Origin of the sequence: Brucella anthropi, from assembly GCF_046630315.1 — a bacterium.
In the GTDB taxonomy this organism is placed as follows: Bacteria; Pseudomonadota; Alphaproteobacteria; order Rhizobiales; family Rhizobiaceae; genus Brucella; species Brucella anthropi_A.
Window position 1 is genome coordinate 49317 of the sequence record NZ_LQBD01000001.1, and the last position, 19648, is coordinate 68964.

Here is a 19648-nt window from a genome sequence, read left to right on the forward strand (position 1 = left end):
ATCTCTCCGCGGAAGCCTTATTTCATATCGGTCGCCTTGACCCAGATCAGCCCGCCCGCCTCGACGGGGGCAAGGCTTCCATCCGGTCGCTTCATCTTCTCGTCGCTCTCGGTCAGCGCCGCGAAGCCCCACCATCCGGCCCGCGGCATGGCATAGGAGAATTTGCCGTCGGCATCGGCTTTCAGGACCTGCGTGACAAAGGCCGGGTTTGGAGCCTCGACCGAGCCGTCATTGACATATTCCACCTCGATTTCGGCATTCGGCACCGGCTCGCCATTCTTGCGGACGATGCCTGTGAAAATATTGCCGGTCCACAGCCCGGTCGGCCGCGTGAGCGGCTCTATCTCGACCGGCAGGCCGACCATGGAATCCCAGTCTTCGCCCGAGGCGAAGCCATCGACCAGAACCTTTGCATAATGGATGATGTATTTCTTTTCAGCCGGTTCCCAATAGGGTTGCGGTTCCACGAAATAGAGCGACGCGCCGGGTTCGGTGATCTCATCCTTTGCCCGCCATGCGCGCTTGCCGTCAATCTTTCGCTCCTCAAGCCGATCGCTGAGATCGGTGATCTTGTCGCCGCGTTTGACACCGAAACGCTTCGGTTTTTCCATATCCATCGCCGGACCGCGATCCATGGGATGAGTGAATATGAGGTCGAGCGTCACCGGACCGCCATCGGTCACGACGTCTTCGGACGGAATGAGTTCCTGAAAATGGGCAAAGGCGGCGGTCGAAAACCACATCATGCAAAGGGTGGAACAAATGAGTTTTTTCATCAATCGAATGTCTCCAGGAACAGAGAGGTTCAGGATGCAGGCTTGGTCTTGTTCGGCTTGACTTTGCGCTTGCCCACAACACCGCTTGGGACCCGGGCGTGGGGGGGCGGCTCCAGTTCGGCTTTAGGCAGAAGGAAAAGCCAGGTGACGAAAACGAACGGGGCGGTGAATGTGGGAATGCCGATCGGGGTCAGCGCCACGTCCATTGCTCCTTGCACGATGACGGTGAAGACCGTGCCCAGCAGGGCGAACAGGGTCACGCGCCAGGAAGGCTGGAAGAAGACGCAACCGAGGCCGACGGCGGTGAGACCGGGGCTGAAGCCGAAAAGACCGGCTTCGATATCCGACAGGCTTGCGCCCAGCGCCAGCGACAGGAAAAGCGCCACGGCTGAACCGAGAAGGGCGAAGATGCCCGCCCAGACGGAGCTGACCAGCAGGCCGACAACCACCAGAATGCCGCTCACGGCATTGTTGATGAGGAAGACCTGTGCCGGGCCTTTCAGCCATGCTTCAACCAGTTGGAGCCAGTTTGCCGAAAATTCCACGGGTGCTGCGGCGGCGCCGTGCGGCAAGGCGGGTGGCCCCATCGCGGCAATCGGCAGATGCCCGAAGGAATAGGCTGCGAGGACGAGAAACCATGTCGTGAGGACGAAGGGGAAGGTGAGGGCGGGCGTATCCCATGTCTTCATGACTCTGGAAACGGCAAGCATAACCACCGTCGAAACCGCGGCGCCGATCACGAGGATGAACCACATGGCGGGGCCAGGTGCGAGGAAAGTCGGCACGGCCGCTCCCACCAGAACCCCGTTGAAGCCAAACATGCCCTGCCGCAGCGATAGCCTGTCGGCGTCCAGCAGCATGGCGACGACGGTTGCCACGACAAGGGCGATCACCGCGCCGATGGCGATGGCAGCCTGTCCCGCGCCGATGGCGCCCCAGACGATCGCGGCAAGAAAGAACAGCCCTGTCAGTGGGTTGTTCTGAAAGATGACCTGTCCCGCACCGCGCAGATTCATGTCGATGAAGCGGATAAGGGCATTGCCTTCGACGATTTCAGACCAGCTTGACGGCGCATTTGCCATGGAGGCCTCCTAGGCCCAGAGGAAATTTTCGGGCAATCTCGCGCCTGTGACTTCCTGGCGCGCGAGACCCCAGATATTGCGGATCGCTTCGCGCACGGGCGCGCTTTCCATGCCCAGCACCTTGAACAGAAGCCCGGCATCATTGGGAAGGCGGCTCGCCCCCCAGGCAATTCCCCGCTCCATGTCGAATACGGGATCGATCGTCTCGAAAAGGCGGTCGGCATGAACCTTCGGCGTGAGCAGAACGAGATTGCCGAAAACATGGAAGGAACCCATCGCGCCAAGGCGGGAAACATTTCCGCGAAACGGCTCGACGATGAATTTTTCCGTGAAGAGCGACGTTCCGTCCGGGTGCGCGGCATGAAATCTGGATGAGAACAGGTCGTAATGGAACAGTTCTCCGCTGCCGTAATATTTGCGGCCCGCCATCAGGACTTCGGAATAGATCAGCGTCGCCGTCGGGTCGATGCTGACTTCGGTTTGCTGCACGAAGCGGGAATGTTTGTGCGGAATGATGGGGTGGGGGATATATTCGAGATAGGCGTTCGCACCGAGCGTTATGGTCTGGGTCTGCGTTGCGAAATTCGCGTCCATTTCCTGAATGCGGGTGGCCGATTGCGTGGTGACATGGGCCTGTGTATCAGGCTCCAGGTCGATTTCGATGTCGTAGCGGTCGCCTTGCAGGATGCCGCCCGCATTGGAAATGATGCTGACACAGGGAAGCTTCGGCATTCCCTCATCCCAATAAAGCGCCTGCTGCACGATCAGCGGCGCGCGGCGATGCAGCGTAGCAAGCACGGTGCGCTCGGGCCGGGGTTCAAAGCCAAGGCGCAGGAAGGCGTTCTTGCCGAACGAGCCGCTTGGCAATTGTTCCGGCTCGTCCTGATAATTTGCCAGTTCCCGCGCCTTGCCAAGCATCATGCGCTCTCCTTGCGGACCTCGGTGTCGAACAGGACGTTTTCACGGATCAGGTGCACCAGATCATCGATGCCTTCATTCGTCTTGCAATTGGTGAAGACGAACGGCTTCTTGCCGCGCATCATGCGGGAATCGTCGTCCATCACTTGCAGGCTGGCGCCGACATAGGGCGCGAGATCGGTCTTGTTGATGACCAGAATATCCGACTGGCTGATGCCGGGACCGTTCTTGCGCGGAATCTTGTCGCCTGCGGCGACGTCGATCACATAGATGAAGAAATCGATGAGCGCGGGGCTGAAGGTGAGCGTCAGATTATCGCCGCCGCTTTCCAGCAGAACTAGATCGGTGTCGGGAAATTTGGCTTCCATTTCCTCGACGGCGGCAAGGTTCATGCTCGGGTCCTCGCGAACCGCAGTATGCGGGCAGCCGCCGGTTTCAACGCCGATGATGCGGTCTTCGATCAGAACGCCCTTGAGCGTGCGCTGCACATGCTTGGCATCCTCGGTGGTTACGATGTCATTGGTGATGACGAGAATGCGATAGCCGAGCTTGATAAGGATCGGCACGACGGCTTCGATGATGGCCGTCTTGCCGGAGCCAACCGGCCCGCCGACCCCGATACGTGGAATTTTCTTCATAATCTCGGTCCCTCGTTAATTCATGAACATGCGGACATGGCCCTTGACGTGAACTGCCGCCAGGATGTCGACCATCGGGGCGAAGCTTGCCATGTCCTCGATGCCGGCATCGGCGATTTCCTCGTAAGCGGAGGCAACGGTGGCGGTCGCCTCCAGCAGTATTTTCTGCGTATCCATGAAGGAAACACGCATCAGCCGCAGGGCCGCGCCGAGAATGGTGGTGGCGACGCCATATTGCTGGGCGCCGAAGGCATCCCGGCCATCGACGTTGAGTGCCGCGAAAGCAAGCCCGAGGCTCACCGGATGGGTGCCCGGCGTTTCTGCCTTTTTGATGCGCTCCAGCCAGTGGCGGTTCAATTCGTCATCGATGATCGCCGCCGAAAGCTCGCAGAGCTTGCGGCCCATGCGCACGGTCATGAGCCTCGTTTCTTCGTTGAGCTTGCGTTCGAAAACAGCCTTGTCGATCATTTGCAATGCTGGCCGGTCATCTGTCCTGGCGGCGCGATGGGCCGACAGAAGGGCAATCCCGTCCGATGTCGCGGCCTGGTTCATCGCGGTCAGCGTGAATTCACGCAAGGTTTCCCTGTCGCGAACCAGATTTTGCTGGATTGCCGATTCCAGACCGTTGGAAAACGAGAACCCGCCAATCGGCAGGGCGGAATCCCCGAATTGCAACAGATGCAGGAGAGCCGGCAGGCTGCGATAGGATGAACTGAACTCAGTGATCGTGGCCGTGTGCGTGGTCATGGTCGTGATGCTCCTGCCCATGCTGATGACCATGCGAATGCGGCATGGAATCCGCGCCGCCGAAAAGCCGCCGCGCTTCGTGCGGGGCCATATAGGGGATCACATCCGCGCCAGGCATGAACTCATAGGTCACGCCGGGGAGATTGTGGGTTTTCATCACCGATGCCATGACCTTGCGGTCGACGGTCAGCGGCACGAACACCTTCGTTTCCTTCACCACCGCAGGCCAATGCTGGTTGCCGAGCGCGTGGCCAAGCTCGAAGACGGTGCGCACGACGGCATTGCCGTCTTCGCCGATCACGGAGGCAAGGTCGATGACCATGACTTCCTTGAGATGAACGCGAGCGACAACGGCACGCCTGTCATCTTCATTCCACAACAGGATATCGCCGTCATGCAGATGCGTGTTGCGATCGAGCGAGAGCGCAAGCTCCATCTCGCCGGATGTCGCCTTGCGCAACCGGCTCTTCTGCGCCTCCCACTGGTCAAGCACCAGCCAGTCTATTTCGGCCCCGGCGAGCCGGTCGCGCCAATGTGGATCGCGCGAATTGCCGACAATGTCCTCAATGATAATCATGCGGTTCTCCTCAATGCGTTTGGCCAAAACACCGGCCTCAATATCAACTGAAGAAATAGAGCTGGTTGAGCGAAATCGACTGTGGTGGCTTCACGGTCGCATGGACCCCATCGACCTTGACCGCGAAGGTCTGCGGATCGACCTCGATGTTCGGCAAATAGCTGTTGCGGACCATGTGGGCCTTGCCGATGACGCGGGTGCCGGAGACGGGCATCACCAGCCGTTGCAGGCCGAAGCGTTCGGCAACGCCCTTGTCGTAGGCCGCGCGCGAAACGAAGGTGATCGATGTCTTCTGGAGCGCGGAGCCATAGGCCGCGAACATCGGGCGGTAATACATGGGCTGCGGCGTCGGCAATGATGCATTCGGATCGCCCATATTGGCCCAGGCCACCAGTCCGCCCTTGAGAACGAGCTTGGGCTTGACGCCGAAGAAGGCGGGCTCCCAAAGCACCAGATCGGCGAATTTTCCAGGTTCAATCGAGCCGATCACATCGCTGACGCCGGCAGTGAGCGCCGGATTGATGGTCACTTTCGCAATATAGCGCAGCACGCGGAAATTATCGTTTCCGGGTGCATCCTCCGGCAACGGGCCGCGCGCCTTTTTCATGGCGTCTGCGGTCTGTATGGCGCGAAGGAAGGTTTCACCGATGCGGCCCATGGCCTGCGAATCCGAGCCGATCATCGAGATGGCACCCATGTCGTGCAGCACGCTTTCGGCGACGATCGTTTCGGAGCGCACACGGCTTTCGGCAAAGGCAACATCCGACGGGATCTTCGGATTGAGATTATGGCAGACCATGATCATGTCGAAAAGCTCGGCAACCGAGTTCTGGCCGCAGGGCAGCGTCGGATTTGTGGAGCTTGGCAGGATATTGCTCTGGCCGACCACTTTCAGCAGATCGGGCGCATGGCCGCCGCCGGCGCCTTCACTGTGATAGGTGTGGATGGAACGCCCGTCGAAGGCGGCGATGGTGTCCTCGACATAGCCGGATTCGTTGAGCGTATCCGTGTGGACGGCCACCGACACATCATATTCATCGGCAACCGAAAGACAGGCACGGATGGCGGCCGGGGTCGCGCCATAGTCTTCATGAACCTTGAAACCGGCAGCACCGGCCTCCAGCTGTTCGACCAGCGGCGCGATGCCGGTGGAGTTTCCCTTGCCCTGGATGCCGAAATTGATCGGCAGGCCCTCGATGGAGCGCAGCATCATTTCGAGGTTCCACGGCCCGTTGGTCGTGGTCACGCCGTTCGTGCCGTCCACTGGCCCGATGCCGCCGCCCCAGAGCGTGGTAATGCCGTTCGAGAGAGCCGCCTCCACCTGCTGCGGTGCGATATAGTGAACATGGGTATCCATGCCGCCAGCGGTAAGGATAAGATGCTCGCCCGATATCGCGTCGGTGGACGCGCCGGTGACGAGGCCGCGTGTGACGCCATCCATCGTGGAGGGGTTGCCGGCTTTGCCGAGGCCAACGATTCTTCCGTTGCGAATGCCCACATCGGCTTTCACAACGCCCTGTATCGCATCGATGACCGTGACATTGGTGATGACCAGATCAAGGCACCCGGCTTCCTGGGTGAGGAAGTTTTCCGAACCCATGCCGTCGCGCAGCGTCTTGCCGCCGCCATATTGCAGTTCGTCGCCATAGATGGCGCGCAAATCCTTTTCGATTTCAACATAAAGATCGGAATCGCCAAGCCTTATCTTGTCCCCAATTGTCGGGCCGTAAAGGTCGGCATATTGCTGGCGGGAAATCTTTGTCATGTTCCTGATGCCTCGAAATATGTTCCGGGTTGAGCCCTATTTGGCGTTTTTGACATCTGATTTGCGCGACTTGAAGCCAAGCCTTTCGGCGCGCTCGATGGCGGTTTCGCGGTTCGGCTGATAGTCGGGCGTGGGGCCATCGCCGCTCCAGCCATCGACCAGATTGTTGAAGCCGAAGATGAAGCGCTTGCCCGCGTAAGGAACCAGTGTCACTTCCTTCTCGTCGCCGGGCTCGAAACGAACCGCGGTGTTGGCGGGAATGTCCAGACGCAGGCCAAAGGCTGCGGCGCGATCGAATTCGAGATAGCGATTGACTTCAAAGAAATGGAAATGCGACCCGATCTGAATGGGGCGGTCGCCGGTATTGCGCACTGTGAGCGTCGTGCGCGGGCGGCCCGGATTGATCTCGATGGGGTCTTTCGCCAGAACATAGCCGCCAACGGGCTGAGGCGCCTTGAGGCTGTTTTTTGTTTGTTCCGGCTGGGGATGGGCAGCTTTCGTGGGTTCCTTGGCCATGATGCTCTCCTGCAAATGCCGCGGCGGATTGATCTGGAACGTCGGAAATCAGGTAATAGGATTATGGAGGCTGACGAGGCGGCTTCCATCGTTGAACACGGCCTCCACCTGGATGAGCGGCACGAGTTCGGGAACGCCTTCCATCACATCATTGGCGCTCAAAACCTTGCGCGCGCCATCCATGACCTCTTCGACCGTCTTGCCCTCGCGGGCACCATCCAGAACATAGGCGCTGAGGATGGAGACTGCCTCCGGATGATTGAGTTTAAGGCCCTTGTTCTTACGTTTGAGAGCGACGTCGGCCAGCATATGAATGACGAGTTTGTCGAACTCGCGCGGTGTCAGGTGCATTTTAGCCTCCGGGACTACAGATAAGGATCAATAGAAAATGAATGGCAATCCATTGCTAACTAGATCGATGTCAACTTCGGTCAAGGCTCTGGTGCTTGCCTTTCTGAAAGCATGCCTGCCTGCTTTCCTTGCGCGGGATCGAAATGTCCGTTCTTGGGTACTCTTCTTTGACGTAAATCGAAATAATGGTGGTGCCCATTTCGGGTTATCCGCTGTTCCTTAGAGCGGTTCCGGTTTAAGCGGTATCGTCGGAACCGCTCTATCTATTTGTTTTAACGCATTATTCGACGCATCGAAGCGGGACCGGAAATCAGTCCAATGGACTGATTTCCCCGCGTAGGCGCTTCGCACTTTCGGCTCGAAAAGCTGTAGGTGATCCATTTGATATTCTAGGCCGATGGTTGCGGTGTCCAGATCATCATCAGTCGCGACGAGCGCCGCGAGTGGCTCATACCCTACGAGTTCATCCGAAACACGGACTTCAGAGCCAGATCGATTCATCATCGATCCAATCCATCAGAGGCCGGGACTGAACACCTAAGGCATGTTTTTCATCATCTCGGGTGACATGGGCATCATGTTCTCGTTAAGATGATGCATGACCCAGAGCGAACCCGCGAGCGCGATGCCGACGATGATGAGCGTGAAGATCAACGCCATCAGCGTCCAGCCGCTTTCGGAACGCGGATTCATATGCAGGAAATAGATCATGTGAACCACGATCTGCACAGCACCGATGCCCATGACGAGCACGGCGGTCAGCTGCTTGCTGGCCAGGACATCGCCCATGACAAGCCAGAATGGAATAGCCGTGAGTATGACCGACAGGACGAAACCTGTCATGTAGCCGCCGAAAGTGGCGTGAATCTCATCCGCACCGGAACCGTGGGTGTCGTGCGCGCCCGGCTGTGCCGCCTGGTGTTGGCTTTGTGCGCTCATCCCATAACTCCCAACAGATAAACAAAGGAGAATACCCCGATCCATATGACGTCGAGAAAATGCCAGAACATGGAAAGACACATCAGGCGCCTGCGATTTGCGGCAATCAGGCCATGGCGCGTCACCTGCAACATCAGGGTAATCAGCCAGACGATCCCGAATGTGACATGCAGGCCGTGGGTTCCCACAAGCGTGAAAAACGACGACAGGAAAGCGGAACGGCCCGGCCCCGCGCCCTCGCCGATGAGATGGCTGAACTCGTAGACTTCGATGGCCAGAAACAATGCGCCGAAAATGCCGGTAATCGCCAGCCAGAACAGCGTTCCCGCCTTCTTGTCCTGCTGCATTTGCAGCATGGCAAAGCCATATGTGATCGATGACAGCAACAGCATTGCCGTATTGATGGCCACGAGATTGAGGTCAAAGAGATCCGCCGGTGACGGTCCCGCCGCATAATTGCGGCCCAGCACGCCATAGGTGGCAAACAGAACGGCAAATATCAGGCAATCGCTCATGAGATAGAGCCAGAACCCCAGCATCGTGCTGTTTTCCGGGTGATGGTCCTCCGTCAGATAAAACTGCGGCTTCTCGGAGCGGTCCACATATGTTTCTGTCATCGTGTCAGCCTATCCAGCGAGAAGTTTCGAACGGGCGGCTTCCGTCGCCGCGACGGTTTCCGCGGGGATGTAGAAGTCACGCTGATAGTTGAAGGTGTGGGCGATCGCGGCGATCAGCAAGGCAACGAAAGAGACGATCGCCAGCCACCAGATGTACCAGATGAGTGCAAAGGCAAGGATGACGCTCAGTGCTGCAAGAATGACGCCTGCGCCCGTATTGCGCGGCATATGGATGGGCCGGAAACCGGTCAGCGGCCGCTCATGGCCACGATTTTTCATGTCATACCAGCTGTCGAGATCATGAACGACCGGCGTGAATGCAAAATTATATTCCGGCGGCGGTGAGGATGTCGACCATTCCAGCGTCCGGCCACCCCATGGATCGCCGGTCAGGTCGCGTAATTGGTCGCGCTTCGCATAGCTCACGACAAGCTGGATGACGAAAGAGGCTATGCCAAGCGCAATGAGGCCCGCGCCGAAAGCCGCAACCACGAACCATATCTGGAGCGAAGGGTCCTCAAACTGGTTGAGGCGGCGGGTGACGCCTTTGAGCCCCAGGACATAGAGCGGCATGAAGGCGAAGAAGAAGCCGATCTGCCAGAACCAGAAGCTCATCTTGCCCCAGAAGGGATCGAGCTTGTAGCCGAATGCTTTCGGCCACCAGTAGACGAGCCCCGCCATCAGCCCGAACACAACGCCGCCAATGATGACATTGTGGAAATGCGCGATCAGGAAGAGGGAATTATGCAGCACGAAATCGGCCGGCGGGATGGCCAGCATAACGCCCGTCATGCCGCCGATCACGAATGTCACCATGAACCCGATGGTCCACAGCATCGGCACTTCATAGTTTATGCGCCCGCGATACATGGTGAACAGCCAGTTGAACATCTTCGCCCCGGTGGGGATGGAGATGATCATCGTCGTGATGCCGAAGAACGCATTGACCGACGCGCCCGACCCCATTGTGAAGAAGTGGTGCAGCCACACAATATAGGACAGGATCATGATGACGCAGGTTGCGTAGACCATCGACGCATAGCCGAAAAGGCGCTTGCCGCAGAAGGTGGCGACCACTTCGGAAAAGATGCCGAAAGCCGGCAATACGAGAATATAGACTTCCGGGTGCCCCCATATCCAGATGAGGTTGACATACATCATCGGATTGCCGCCCAGATCGTTGGTGAAGAAATTCGTTCCCGCATAACGGTCGAGCGACAGCAGGGCGAGCGTTGCGGTGAGGATCGGAAATGTCGCCACGATGAGCACGTTGGTGCACAGCGAGGTCCAGGTGAACACCGGCATCTTCATGAACGACATGCCGGGCGCGCGCATCTTCACGATGGTGGCAATCAGATTGATGCCCGACAGCGTCGTGCCGACGCCCGCGACCTGCAAGCCCCATATATAATAATCGACCCCGACATCCGGACTGTAATCGATGCCGGACAAGGGCGGGTAAGCCAGCCAGCCCGTGCGGGCAAACTCGCCGACAAAAAGCGACATCATGATGATGACGGCACCGCCGGTCGTCATCCAGAACGAAAAATTGTTGAGGAACGGGAAGGACACGTCACGCGCCCCGATCTGCAACGGCACGACATAGTTCATCAGCCCCGTCACGAAGGGCATGGCCATGAAGAAAATCATGATCACGCCATGGGCGGTGAAGATCTGGTCGTAATGGTGGGGCGGCAGATAGCCTTCATATCCATTGAAGGCGATTGCCTGCTGGATGCGCATCATGATCGCATCGGCAAAACCGCGCAGAAGCATGACCAGCGCGAGAATGACATACATGATGCCGATCTTCTTGTGGTCCACGCTGGTGAACCATTCGTGCCAGAGATATCCCCACAGCCTGAAATAGGTGATCAGCCCCACAATGGCGATCCCCCCGATCGCGACCCCGAAGAAAGTCACCAGGAGGATCGGTTCGTGATAGGGGATCGCCTCCAGGGAGAGGCGTCCGAAGATCATATTCGTGGAACTGTCACCGCCAATCATGATAGAACATTCCCGAAGTTATCGTTATCCGATCATCAGTTTCGATCGTCTGGACCTGCCAAAGCCGCAGAATATCGCTTCATTTTCCTGGTTCGCCCTCAGGCATATCGTGCATGTCGTGGCCCTGTTCCCGGTTTGCGGCGGGTACCGGCTGGCTGTCGGCCGCGCCGGACTGCGCCTCCTTCATGCCGTGGCGATTGTCGTGTTCAAGCCGGGCCCTGTTTTCGTGACTGTCGAGTCCGCCGCCGCCCATCCGGTCGATATGCATCATGGAACTCACGCACATCTGGCCGGGGCGCACGCACATATTGAGCACGGCTTCGTAAAGTCCGCTTTCGACGGCTGCGAAATAGCGCACCGGCTCCTTGATGCTCGGCTTTTCGAGCTTCAGATAGGTGTCCCTGTTGAGCATGGTTCCATTCTGCTTCACCTGCCCGATCCAGTTTTCGAAACCGGGGGCGTCGAGCCCGTGAAACCGGAAGCGCATATGCGAGAAGCCCTCGCCGCTGTAGTTTGCCGAGAAACCTTCATATTCGCCGGCTTTGTTGATGACCGCGTGAAGCCGTGTCTGCATTCCGGGCATTGCATAGATCATGCCTGCAAGTGCCGGAACATAGAAGGAATTCATGACCGACGAGGCCGTGATCTTGAACTCGATGGGCCTGTCGACGGGGGCCGCCATCTCGTTGACCGTGGCGATGCCGTAATCCGGGTAGAAGAACAGCCATTTCCAGTCGAGCGCCACGACTTCGACGACCAGGGGTTTGGTCCCGGCCGGAACGGGCTGCGTGCTGTCAATCCGGTCGAGCGGCCGATAAGGATCGAGCTTGTGGGTGTTCACCCAGGTGATCGCGCCCAAGGCGATGATGATCAGCAAGGGGGCTGTCCATATGACCACCTCGAGCGCGGTTGAATGATGCCATTCGGGATCGTATCGGGCGGCACTGTTGGACTGCCGGTATCGCCAGGCAAAGAAAAGCGTGAGGAAAATAACCGGCACGATGATAATCAGCATCAGGATCGTCGATATGACGATGAGATCGGCCTGCTGGGCCGCGATGTAGCCCGATGGGGACATCACGACCATGTCGCATCCTGCCAGCCCCGCCGGAAGAAGCACGACCGGGATCGCTTTTCGCGTGAAACTGAAGAATGTGTCCATGCTCGACCCGACCTACATTCCGTTCCCCCAATCATGATAAGGCACAATCCCGTTTCGGGAAGCCCCCCTTTTCAATTTATGGAAATTTCGCGGCCAGGGCGCTTTCGGGCGGCGTTATCTTCTTTTTTTTGGGTTGGTTCCTTGATATCGTGCGCCGGTGCGACATCATAATTGCATGATACATTTCCGTTGGAGAGTTTCATGAGTTCGTCTGCCACGCCAACATCGTCCGGACTTGAACGCGATGCGCGACGCATTCATGAGGACGGAAAGCCATTGTCGCCGGGAAACGTCGCCATCGGCGTTATCATCGGGCGGACATCGGAATTTTTCGATTTTTTTGTCTATGGGCTCGGCTCCGTTCTGGTTTTTCCAAAGCTGATCTTTCCGTTCGCACCCGATCCGGTGACGGCGACATTGATGTCGTTTGCGGTGTTTTCGCTGGCCTTCATCGCGCGTCCCGTGGGGTCGTTCATCTTCATGTGGATCGATCGCCACTATGGCCGGGGAACGAAGCTCACGCTTGCGCTCGTCATTCTGGGCGGCTCGACCGCGTCCATCGCCTTTCTGCCCGGCTTCGAGACGATCGGATATTGGGCCGTGTTCCTGCTCGCGCTGTTCAGGCTGGGGCAGGGTTTTGCGCTTGGCGGGGCATGGGATGGCCTGGCCTCTCTTCTCAGCTTGAGCGCGCCGCAGAACAGGCGCGGCTGGTACGCCATGATACCGCAGCTGGGCGCGCCCATCGGTTTTGCGCTTGCCAGCATCCTGTTCGCCTATTTCGTGCATAATCTCAGCGAAGCCGATTTTCTCGCATGGGGCTGGCGCTATCCGTTCTTTGTCGCCTTTGCGATCAATGTCGTGGCGCTGTTCGCGCGCCTTCGCATCGTTGCCAGCAGCGAATTCGGCGCGGCGATGGATGCCCAGGAATTGCAGCCGCGGCCCGTCTTTGAAATGTTGAGCAAGCATAGCATCGATGTCGTGCTGGGCGCCTTCGTGCCGCTGGCAAGCTTTGCGATGTTCCATCTCGTCACGATCTTTCCGTTGAGCTGGGTCGTCCTGTCGGGCGCGCAGCCCGTGGAACGCTTTCTCTGGGTGCAGGTCGCGGGCGCGGCGATCGGCGTCATCGGCATCATCTTTTCGGGATTGCTTGCAGATCGCGTCGGGCGTCGCCGCGAATTGATGATCGGCGCGAGCATCATTGCGATCTTCAGCTTTTCGGCTCCCTTCCTGCTCGATGCGGGGAGTGTGGGACAGGATGCCTATATTCTGATTGGCTTTGCCGTTCTGGGGCTGACCTTCGGCCAGTCTTCCGGCGCGGTGTCTTCCCGTTTCACGCAATATTACCGCTACACCGGCGCAGCGCTCACATCGGATCTCGCCTGGCTCGTCGGCGCGGCCTTCGCCCCCCTCGTGGCCCTCGGCCTTGCCAGCAGCCTCGGCATCATCTTCATCGGAGGCTATCTCCTGTCCGGTGCGATCTGCACGCTGGCGGCGCTCAAGCTGTCGCGGGTGCTGGATCAAAACTGATCGGTCCCCGCGCCCGGTTTACGGCCTGGCGGCCTGTACGGCGCACGCGCCAGGGCCGGGCTATCTGTTTCGGGTTTTCATCAGCGCCCAGACAAGGATCAGCATGATCACCAGGCCGATGCCAAGTCCCACGCCGCCGCCCCAGACGGCCCCATAGCTTCCGCCGATCAGCAAGCCGATTGCAGCGCCCAGAACAAGCAGCAGAAGTGGTGGCAGGCATCCGATCATCGTTTATCCATTGCGTCAGCTCCTCGGAAATCTTTCGGGAGCAGTGAAAGTGCTGCAAGGCTTTGCCTTCGCAAAGGCAGGAAACAAAATACGCTTGCGCCAGACCATAAGTTCATTCGTCCCGGCAGCCCAGAGCATTTTCGAGCCGGAACCGCTCTATGGATCGTCGGGAGAGCTGAGATAGAGGCCCGTTATGGGGTCGATGCACAGCAGATGATCGACGACGTTTTTCACGCCGGGAACATTTTCGGCGGCGACGCGGATCGCTTCGCGGACCGTGTCATCGAATATGATGCCATGGAACTCGACAATGCCGCCATGCACCGTCACCCGAACGGAACCGGACCAGGAATGCTGCTTCAGTTCCTCCATGATGGATGTGCGGATATGGTCATCGTCCTGCGCGCCGGGATTTTGTTCCGGCGTCATGCGCAACACGGCGCGCATCAGGTCCGACCGCGCCACGATGCCGACAAGCGTTCCATCATCGACGACCAGCACCCGCTTGATCTTTCTGGAGATCATGAGGTCGACAAGTTCGCTGACCGGGGCCCGCGACGAGATGGTTACGGGATCGGGCGACATGACTTCCTCGACCTTGTGGCCGTGGCCGTGAATATATTCCGCCGCCTCCTTTCGCGGGCTGAGAAAGAAATCAAGCCAGCCTGCCCGTCTTGGCAGGGTTCCCAATTCGATACGGCGGAGAAAATCGCCTTCCGTCAGCACGCCGACGAGATGTCGATCGGCAGAAACCACGGGCAGGCCGCTGATCCTGCTGCCCAGCATCAACCGCGCGGCATCGGCGAGCGATGCCGTCGGCGCTATCCCGATCACGGGCGCCGTCATGATATCGCCCACCCGCATCGTTTTTCCAGAATTGTCCATCCAACTTATTCCATCGCTATCGAGTGATCGACTTGCTGGGCCGTCTTGGGCTTGCGCAGCAGCAGGACCAGCGGCATCGCCAAAAGCGACAACACCATCAACAGTTTGAAATCATCGATATAGGCGATGATCGTGGCCTGTTCGGTTATCATGTTGTCCAGCAGCGCCCGGCCAGCCGCCTTTGCCGGATCGAGATACTGGGAGACGAGCGGCGCTTCGAAATTGCGGTTGAAAGGGGTCACATAGGCTGAAATATCGGCATGGTTGACCTGGGTGTTCTCGGTCAGAAGCGCCGATACAACCGCAATCCCCACGCTGGACCCGATATTGCGCGAGAGGTTGTAAAGCCCCGTGCCGTCACCGCGCAGATGCGCGGGCAAGGTCGAAAACGCCATGGTGGTGAGTGGTACGAACAGAAAGCCAAGCCCCGCACCCTGCACGAACCCGACCCATACGATGGTCCATTGCGATATGTCGGGCGTCCATCCCGTCATCTCGTACATGGCCCATGCCGTGAGCGCCAATCCGACAAGCAGCAGAAAACGGGAATCGACCCGGCCGATCAGCTTGCCCACCACGAACATGCAGGCCATGGTGCCAAGCCCGCGCGGCCCCATGACGATACCGGCGGTCGTAACCGGATAGCCCATCAGCGTCTGAAGATAGGGCGTCATCAATGCGAGCGATGCGAGATAGGTTATGCCGATGACGAAAATGAAAAGCATGCTGATCGAGAAATTCCGGTCGAGAAAAAGCTGCGGCTTGACGAAGGAATTGTCGGTCGTGAACGTGTGCACCACCAGAAGATAGAGAGCCGCCGCGCAGACGATGGCTTCAATCATGATTTCCCCGGATGAAAACCAGTCCAGCTGCTCGCCGCGGTCGAGGAAAAGCTGTAGCGATGCGATGGCGAGGCTGAGCAAGCCGAACCCTGTCCAGTCCAGACGCGCCTTCAGGTCGATCTTCGTTTCCGAAACGAAGACCATGACGCCGCCCAAGGCCAGCATGCCGATCGGCACATTGATGTAGAAAACCCAGCGCCAGCTCAGATGGTCCGTCAACCATCCGCCGATCACCGGCCCCAGCACGGGGCCGACCATCACGGACACGCCAAAAAGCGCCATGGCCGATCCGCGTTCCTCAAGCGTATAGATATCGAGCAGGATGCCTTGCGACAAGGGCACGAGTGCTGCGCCGAACAGGCCCTGAAGCAGCCGGAACCCGACGATCTGCGAAAGAGATTGCGCCAGGCCGCACAGAACCGAGGCAAGAACGAAGCCGGCGATTGCCACCAGAAGCACCCGTTTGCGCCCGAACCTGGCGGCCAGAAAGCCGGAGGGCGGCGTCATGATGGCTGCGGCCACGATATAGGAGGTCAGCACCCAGTTGATCTGGTCCGCGCTCGCCGAAACGCTGCCCTGAATATAGGGAAGCGCGACATTGGCGATGGTCGTGTCCAGCGCCTGCATGATGACGGCGAGGATCACACATGCCGTAATGGCGCCCCGATGCGCGATCGCCGGGGCCTGTGAAACGGCAATGCTAGACATGTTCGCTGCTGCCAAACAATCTGGCTATGAAGTTCGGCAAGCCGCGGGCGTGTCCGGTATCGACCTCGACATCGACACTCATGCCGACGCGCAATGGCGGCTTTCCGCTGGTGTCGGTGATGCTCACACGCATTGGAATGCGTTGAACGACCTTGACCCAGTTGCCGGACGTGTTCTGCGATGGGAGAAGCGCGAAACTGGCCCCGGATGCCGGGCTGATGCTGGTCACTTTCCCTTTCCATTTCACACCGGGATAGGTATCGACCGAGATCGTGGCTTCCTGGCCGGGTTCGATATGCGTCAGCTCGGTTTCCTTGGGGTTTGCCAATATCCACAGGTGATCGGTGGAGACCAGCGAGAATGCCTGTTGCGAGGCTTCCAGATAGGAGCCGATCTGCAAGGAATTCACATTGGTGACGATGCCGTCGAAGGGCGCGCGCACGACGGAATCGTCGAGCTGGCGCCGCGCATCGTCAACCTTGGCTTTTGCCTGCAGGAAGAGCGGGTTCTGTTCGACCGGCTGGCCGGCGTCGCCGCCCAACTCGGCCAAAGCGGACTGCGCCTTGGCTCTGGCGACGATCACCTTCTGGCGCGCCGCGTCGAGGTCGTGTTTGGCCTGGTCCAGCACGGCCTGGGAGGCTGCCCGCGTCGCGACCAGATTTTGCTGCCGCTTGTAGGTCGCTTCGTAATAGGGAAGGTCGGCTTCGGCCCGCTGGATTTCCGCCAGCGCCTGCTGGTAGCTGGCTTTCAATGTCACAATCTGATTGCGGACATGGCCAAGTTCTGCCTCTGCGCCTTCAAGCGCGATGCGGAAGGGGGCGGGTTTCAGCGTAAACAGGACCTGCCCGGTTTTGACGGTCTCATTTTCCCGCACATCGATCGATGCCACCAGCCCCGATACATCGGTCGAGACGCCCAATATGTCGGCCTGGACATAGGCATTGTCGGTGGACATGAAACGCCCGCCGGTCACATAGAAATAGCCGCCGGCCAGGAGCGCCAATGGCAAGAGTGAAAACAACAGGCGACGGCGTTTCAGCCTGCGGCGCGCGCGGTCGGCGGGGGCGTCTGACAGCGTGACCGGGCCCTGCGCGGCGGGGGCGGCCTTTTCCGCGTCGGCATCGTGCGGTCGTTCGGAACGGACCGGTTCGGCGGCAGGATGTTTCACGATATTCGAAGGATCAGTCATTGCGTGTGTCTTCTTGGGTGATGGGCGCCCGGCAGGCGCGGGCGAGATTTTCTTTCATGGAAAGGAGCGTCCGGATCAGCTGCTCCTGCTCCTGTTCCGAGATATTGTCCAAGGCTTCCTGACGTGTGAGGGCGCCCAGTTCGCGCATGCTGTCCAAAAGCGGCAGGGCGGCGTCACAGATATGAATAAGGAAGGCGCGACGGTCCGTCGGATGGGGGCGCCGCTCCACAAGGCCCTGCTCGACGAGCCTGTCCAGAATGCGGGTGAGCGTTATGGGCTCGATCTCGAGTTCTTCCGCCAGGCAGCGCTGTTTGATGCCATCGTTTTTGGAAAGAATGGCCAGTGTGTGCCATTGCGTGCGTGTGAGGCTTTTTTCGCGTGCCCGCTGTTCGAAACGTTTGCGGAGGAGCCTGGCCACATCATGCAGGAGGAAGCCAAGAATGCGGGTGTCTGTCACGAAGGATGCCTGGTTTTTAATAAGCTAGCTCATATTAAGGAGAGAATAAAGCTATCATTGAAATAAAGACAAGCGGCTTTTGGCCAAGGCTTGCGGAGTGCATTCAAATCTGCGTGATTTTCTTCGTGGAAAGCGCGTTTGCGCTGTGGCGATCATTGCGGAAGATCAATTCGATGGCCGTCAATTGTGCACTGGCCTTCGGATAAGGCTTGTGCCGGGCTGAAATGAAACGCCGGTTTCAATATGGCAGAAATTTATAAAAAATCTTGGCTTTACAGGATCGGTTCCAGGGAGCAATGCAACATGGGCAATCACCTACAGGCTGCAAATTGTCGGAGCGATCAGGTTTCGCCAGAGCGGTTCCTGCTTTAACGGAATCGCCGGAACCGCTCTATCTATTTGTTTTCACGCATTATCCGACGCTAAACCGCTTCGCGCTTTTGCTGGAAATGCTCTAAAGCATTACTGTATTGATTGAATCAACGGAAACGCTCTAACGAAAGACGAGCAAGTGTCGAATAAGCTTCACCGCAATCAGGCTGGATTTGCAACGCGCGCCATTCATGTCGGACAGGAACCCGATCCATTGACCGGCGCGGTGATCCCTCCGATCTATCATGCCACTACCTATGTTCAGGACGGCATCGGCGCCAGCAAGGGCTATGACTACAGCCGAAGCGGCAATCCCACGCGCAATGCGCTGGAACTCTGCCTCGCCGATCTTGAAGGTGCGGAGGCCGCCTTCGTTTTTCCGAGCGGTCTGGCCGCGGCGGCCACCCTGCTGGAGGCGCTTCCGTCAGGATCGTCGATCCTGGCGCATAACGATCTTTATGGCGGGGTCTACCGGCTGCTCGCCGATGTGCGGCCGGTAACGGCTGGCCATCAGGTCAATTTCGTCGATTTTTCCGATGAAGCCGCGCTCCGGCAGGCCGTAGCGGACCACAAGCCCAGCCTGTTATGGTTCGAAACCCCGTCCAATCCGACGCTTCGCATTGTTGATCTGTCTCTGGTGGCGAAGCTCGGCGCCGAAGCGGGCGCCATCACCGTTTGCGACAGCACGTTCTCGTCCCCGGCCGGTCAAAGGCCGATCGAACATGGCATCCATGTGGTCGTCCATTCGGCCACCAAAATGCTCAATGGCCATTCCGATCTCCTTGGCGGGGTGGTTGCTGTCTCCGCCCGCGCTCCGGCGGGCCTCGCCCAGCGGGTCAAATATCTGCAGAATGCGCTCGGATCAGTCATGTCGCCGACAGACTGCGCGCTTTTGCACCGCTCCCTGAAAACACTGGAAATCCGCAGCCACAGGCAGTCGGAAACGGCGCTGAAGCTCGCCGTCAGTCTTGAGCGTCGAGCAGAGGAACTGGGGTTGAGCCGGGTTGTCTATCCCGGTCTTGCAAGCCATCCGCAGCACGAGATGGCGGCGCGCCAGATGATAAATTTCGGCTGTGTCGTCTCGGTCGAGGTTACGGGCGATGTGGCGCGCGTCGAGCGTATTTTGACTTCCACACGCTATTTCCATTTCGCGGTCAGCCTTGGCAGCGTGGAAAGCCTCATCCAGCATCCCTTCTCCCTCACCCATGCGGTGGTGCCGGAAGACCAGAAGAACGATCTGGGGATTGGCCCGCAGCTCATTCGCATTTCCGTGGGTCTGGAAGATGCGGACGATCTGGAGGCCGATCTCGTTCAGGCACTTCTCGGCAGCCGTTAAACCTGCCAT

20 protein-coding genes are annotated in these 19648 nt (G+C 58.6%); 2 read left to right on the forward strand and 18 right to left on the reverse strand.

Annotation, left to right across the window (positions count from 1 at the left end):
* Positions 1 to 17: 17 nt before the first annotated feature.
* From AVM02_RS00195 to cyoA, 13 genes are all read right to left on the reverse strand, one after another.
* A complete protein-coding gene (locus AVM02_RS00195; protein WP_411505006.1) occupies positions 18 to 776 on the reverse strand; it encodes a DUF4198 domain-containing protein in 759 nt (252 codons plus the stop codon).
* A 29-nt stretch (positions 777 to 805) separates the two neighbouring features.
* Complete coding sequence (gene yut, locus AVM02_RS00200; RefSeq protein WP_411505007.1) at positions 806 to 1858, reverse strand: urea transporter; 1053 nt, start codon at positions 1856 to 1858, stop codon at positions 806 to 808.
* Positions 1859 to 1867: 9 nt separating this feature from the next.
* Positions 1868 to 2776, reverse strand: a complete 909-nt coding sequence (locus AVM02_RS00205; protein WP_411505291.1) for an urease accessory protein UreD — start codon at positions 2774 to 2776, stop codon at positions 1868 to 1870.
* Positions 2776 to 3414, reverse strand: a complete 639-nt coding sequence (gene ureG / locus AVM02_RS00210; protein ID WP_411505008.1) for an urease accessory protein UreG — start codon at positions 3412 to 3414, stop codon at positions 2776 to 2778. Before ureG ends, AVM02_RS00205 begins: the two co-directional genes overlap by 1 nt.
* A gap of 15 nt (positions 3415 to 3429) precedes the next feature.
* Entirely contained in the window at positions 3430 to 4161 is a 732-nt protein-coding gene (locus tag AVM02_RS00215; protein ID WP_411505009.1) for an urease accessory protein UreF, read from the reverse strand.
* Entirely contained in the window at positions 4133 to 4738 is a 606-nt protein-coding gene (gene ureE, locus AVM02_RS00220; RefSeq protein ID WP_411505010.1) for an urease accessory protein UreE, read from the reverse strand. The genes AVM02_RS00215 and ureE overlap by 29 nt, the downstream gene beginning before the upstream one ends.
* 43 nt (positions 4739 to 4781) lie before the next feature.
* Positions 4782 to 6503, reverse strand: coding sequence for an urease subunit alpha (locus AVM02_RS00225; RefSeq protein ID WP_411505011.1), 1722 nt, complete (start codon positions 6501 to 6503; stop codon positions 4782 to 4784).
* Positions 6504 to 6539: 36 nt separating this feature from the next.
* Positions 6540 to 7019, reverse strand: coding sequence for an urease subunit beta (locus AVM02_RS00230; RefSeq protein WP_411505012.1), 480 nt, complete (start codon positions 7017 to 7019; stop codon positions 6540 to 6542).
* A gap of 48 nt (positions 7020 to 7067) precedes the next feature.
* Complete coding sequence (locus AVM02_RS00235) at positions 7068 to 7370, reverse strand: urease subunit gamma (protein WP_411505013.1); 303 nt, start codon at positions 7368 to 7370, stop codon at positions 7068 to 7070.
* 537 nt (positions 7371 to 7907) lie between these two features.
* Positions 7908 to 8309 carry a cytochrome o ubiquinol oxidase subunit IV gene (gene cyoD / locus AVM02_RS00240; protein ID WP_411505014.1) on the reverse strand — a complete coding sequence of 134 codons (402 nt, stop codon included), beginning with the start codon at positions 8307 to 8309 and terminating at the stop codon, positions 7908 to 7910.
* On the reverse strand, positions 8306 to 8926 hold the full coding sequence (gene cyoC / locus AVM02_RS00245; protein ID WP_411505015.1) for a cytochrome o ubiquinol oxidase subunit III: 621 nt from the start codon (positions 8924 to 8926) through the stop codon (positions 8306 to 8308). Before cyoC ends, cyoD begins: the two co-directional genes overlap by 4 nt.
* Before the next feature lie 9 nt (positions 8927 to 8935).
* Positions 8936 to 10933 (reverse strand): cytochrome o ubiquinol oxidase subunit I, encoded by a 1998-nt coding sequence (cyoB, locus tag AVM02_RS00250; RefSeq protein ID WP_411505016.1) that lies wholly within the window; start codon positions 10931 to 10933, stop codon positions 8936 to 8938.
* A gap of 79 nt (positions 10934 to 11012) precedes the next feature.
* Positions 11013 to 12095, reverse strand: coding sequence for a ubiquinol oxidase subunit II (gene cyoA, locus AVM02_RS00255; RefSeq protein WP_411505017.1), 1083 nt, complete (start codon positions 12093 to 12095; stop codon positions 11013 to 11015).
* A gap of 201 nt (positions 12096 to 12296) precedes the next feature.
* On the opposite strand from cyoA, the gene AVM02_RS00260 reads away from it, so the two are divergent.
* Positions 12297 to 13622, forward strand: a complete 1326-nt coding sequence (locus tag AVM02_RS00260) for an MFS transporter (RefSeq protein ID WP_411505018.1) — start codon at positions 12297 to 12299, stop codon at positions 13620 to 13622.
* Between the two features lie 60 nt (positions 13623 to 13682).
* Here the strand turns inward: AVM02_RS00260 and AVM02_RS00265 are convergent, their stop codons facing one another.
* The 5 genes from AVM02_RS00265 to AVM02_RS00285 form a co-directional block, all read right to left on the reverse strand.
* Positions 13683 to 13850, reverse strand: a complete 168-nt coding sequence (locus tag AVM02_RS00265) for a hypothetical protein (protein ID WP_411505019.1) — start codon at positions 13848 to 13850, stop codon at positions 13683 to 13685.
* A 156-nt stretch (positions 13851 to 14006) separates the two neighbouring features.
* Positions 14007 to 14735: a CBS domain-containing protein gene (locus tag AVM02_RS00270; protein ID WP_411505020.1), complete on the reverse strand. Its 729-nt coding sequence runs from the start codon at positions 14733 to 14735 to the stop codon at positions 14007 to 14009.
* 5 nt (positions 14736 to 14740) lie between these two features.
* Positions 14741 to 16285: a DHA2 family efflux MFS transporter permease subunit gene (locus AVM02_RS00275; RefSeq protein WP_411505021.1), complete on the reverse strand. Its 1545-nt coding sequence runs from the start codon at positions 16283 to 16285 to the stop codon at positions 14741 to 14743.
* Positions 16278 to 17474 carry an HlyD family secretion protein gene (locus AVM02_RS00280; protein WP_411505022.1) on the reverse strand — a complete coding sequence of 399 codons (1197 nt, stop codon included), beginning with the start codon at positions 17472 to 17474 and terminating at the stop codon, positions 16278 to 16280. The genes AVM02_RS00275 and AVM02_RS00280 overlap by 8 nt, the downstream gene beginning before the upstream one ends.
* The gene (locus AVM02_RS00285) at positions 17467 to 17931 is read right to left on the reverse strand and encodes a MarR family winged helix-turn-helix transcriptional regulator (protein WP_411505023.1); all 465 of its coding nucleotides are present in this window, start codon (positions 17929 to 17931) and stop codon (positions 17467 to 17469) included. Before AVM02_RS00285 ends, AVM02_RS00280 begins: the two co-directional genes overlap by 8 nt.
* Before the next feature lie 511 nt (positions 17932 to 18442).
* Between AVM02_RS00285 and AVM02_RS00290 the strand changes: the two genes are divergently transcribed.
* Entirely contained in the window at positions 18443 to 19639 is a 1197-nt protein-coding gene (locus AVM02_RS00290; protein ID WP_411505024.1) for a trans-sulfuration enzyme family protein, read from the forward strand.
* Positions 19640 to 19648: the final 9 nt, after the last annotated feature.

What these genes read in the sequence shown, in the direction of transcription:
- AVM02_RS00195 (WP_411505006.1), bottom strand. Translation starts at nt 776, where the DNA reads ATGAAAAAACTCATTTGTTCCACCCTTTGCATGATGTGGTTTTCGACC.
- yut (WP_411505007.1), bottom strand. Translation starts at nt 1,858, where the DNA reads ATGGCAAATGCGCCGTCAAGCTGGTCTGAAATCGTCGAAGGCAATGCC.
- AVM02_RS00205 (WP_411505291.1), bottom strand. Translation starts at nt 2,776, where the DNA reads ATGCTTGGCAAGGCGCGGGAACTGGCAAATTATCAGGACGAGCCGGAA.
- ureG (WP_411505008.1), bottom strand. Translation starts at nt 3,414, where the DNA reads ATGAAGAAAATTCCACGTATCGGGGTCGGCGGGCCGGTTGGCTCCGGC.
- AVM02_RS00215 (WP_411505009.1), bottom strand. Translation starts at nt 4,161, where the DNA reads ATGACCACGCACACGGCCACGATCACTGAGTTCAGTTCATCCTATCGC.
- ureE (WP_411505010.1), bottom strand. Translation starts at nt 4,738, where the DNA reads ATGATTATCATTGAGGACATTGTCGGCAATTCGCGCGATCCACATTGG.
- AVM02_RS00225 (WP_411505011.1), bottom strand. Translation starts at nt 6,503, where the DNA reads ATGACAAAGATTTCCCGCCAGCAATATGCCGACCTTTACGGCCCGACA.
- AVM02_RS00230 (WP_411505012.1), bottom strand. Translation starts at nt 7,019, where the DNA reads ATGGCCAAGGAACCCACGAAAGCTGCCCATCCCCAGCCGGAACAAACA.
- AVM02_RS00235 (WP_411505013.1), bottom strand. Translation starts at nt 7,370, where the DNA reads ATGCACCTGACACCGCGCGAGTTCGACAAACTCGTCATTCATATGCTG.
- cyoD (WP_411505014.1), bottom strand. Translation starts at nt 8,309, where the DNA reads ATGAGCGCACAAAGCCAACACCAGGCGGCACAGCCGGGCGCGCACGAC.
- cyoC (WP_411505015.1), bottom strand. Translation starts at nt 8,926, where the DNA reads ATGACAGAAACATATGTGGACCGCTCCGAGAAGCCGCAGTTTTATCTG.
- cyoB (WP_411505016.1), bottom strand. Translation starts at nt 10,933, where the DNA reads ATGATTGGCGGTGACAGTTCCACGAATATGATCTTCGGACGCCTCTCC.
- cyoA (WP_411505017.1), bottom strand. Translation starts at nt 12,095, where the DNA reads ATGGACACATTCTTCAGTTTCACGCGAAAAGCGATCCCGGTCGTGCTT.
- AVM02_RS00260 (WP_411505018.1), top strand. Translation starts at nt 12,297, where the DNA reads ATGAGTTCGTCTGCCACGCCAACATCGTCCGGACTTGAACGCGATGCG.
- AVM02_RS00265 (WP_411505019.1), bottom strand. Translation starts at nt 13,850, where the DNA reads ATGATCGGATGCCTGCCACCACTTCTGCTGCTTGTTCTGGGCGCTGCA.
- AVM02_RS00270 (WP_411505020.1), bottom strand. Translation starts at nt 14,735, where the DNA reads ATGGACAATTCTGGAAAAACGATGCGGGTGGGCGATATCATGACGGCG.
- AVM02_RS00275 (WP_411505021.1), bottom strand. Translation starts at nt 16,285, where the DNA reads ATGTCTAGCATTGCCGTTTCACAGGCCCCGGCGATCGCGCATCGGGGC.
- AVM02_RS00280 (WP_411505022.1), bottom strand. Translation starts at nt 17,474, where the DNA reads ATGACTGATCCTTCGAATATCGTGAAACATCCTGCCGCCGAACCGGTC.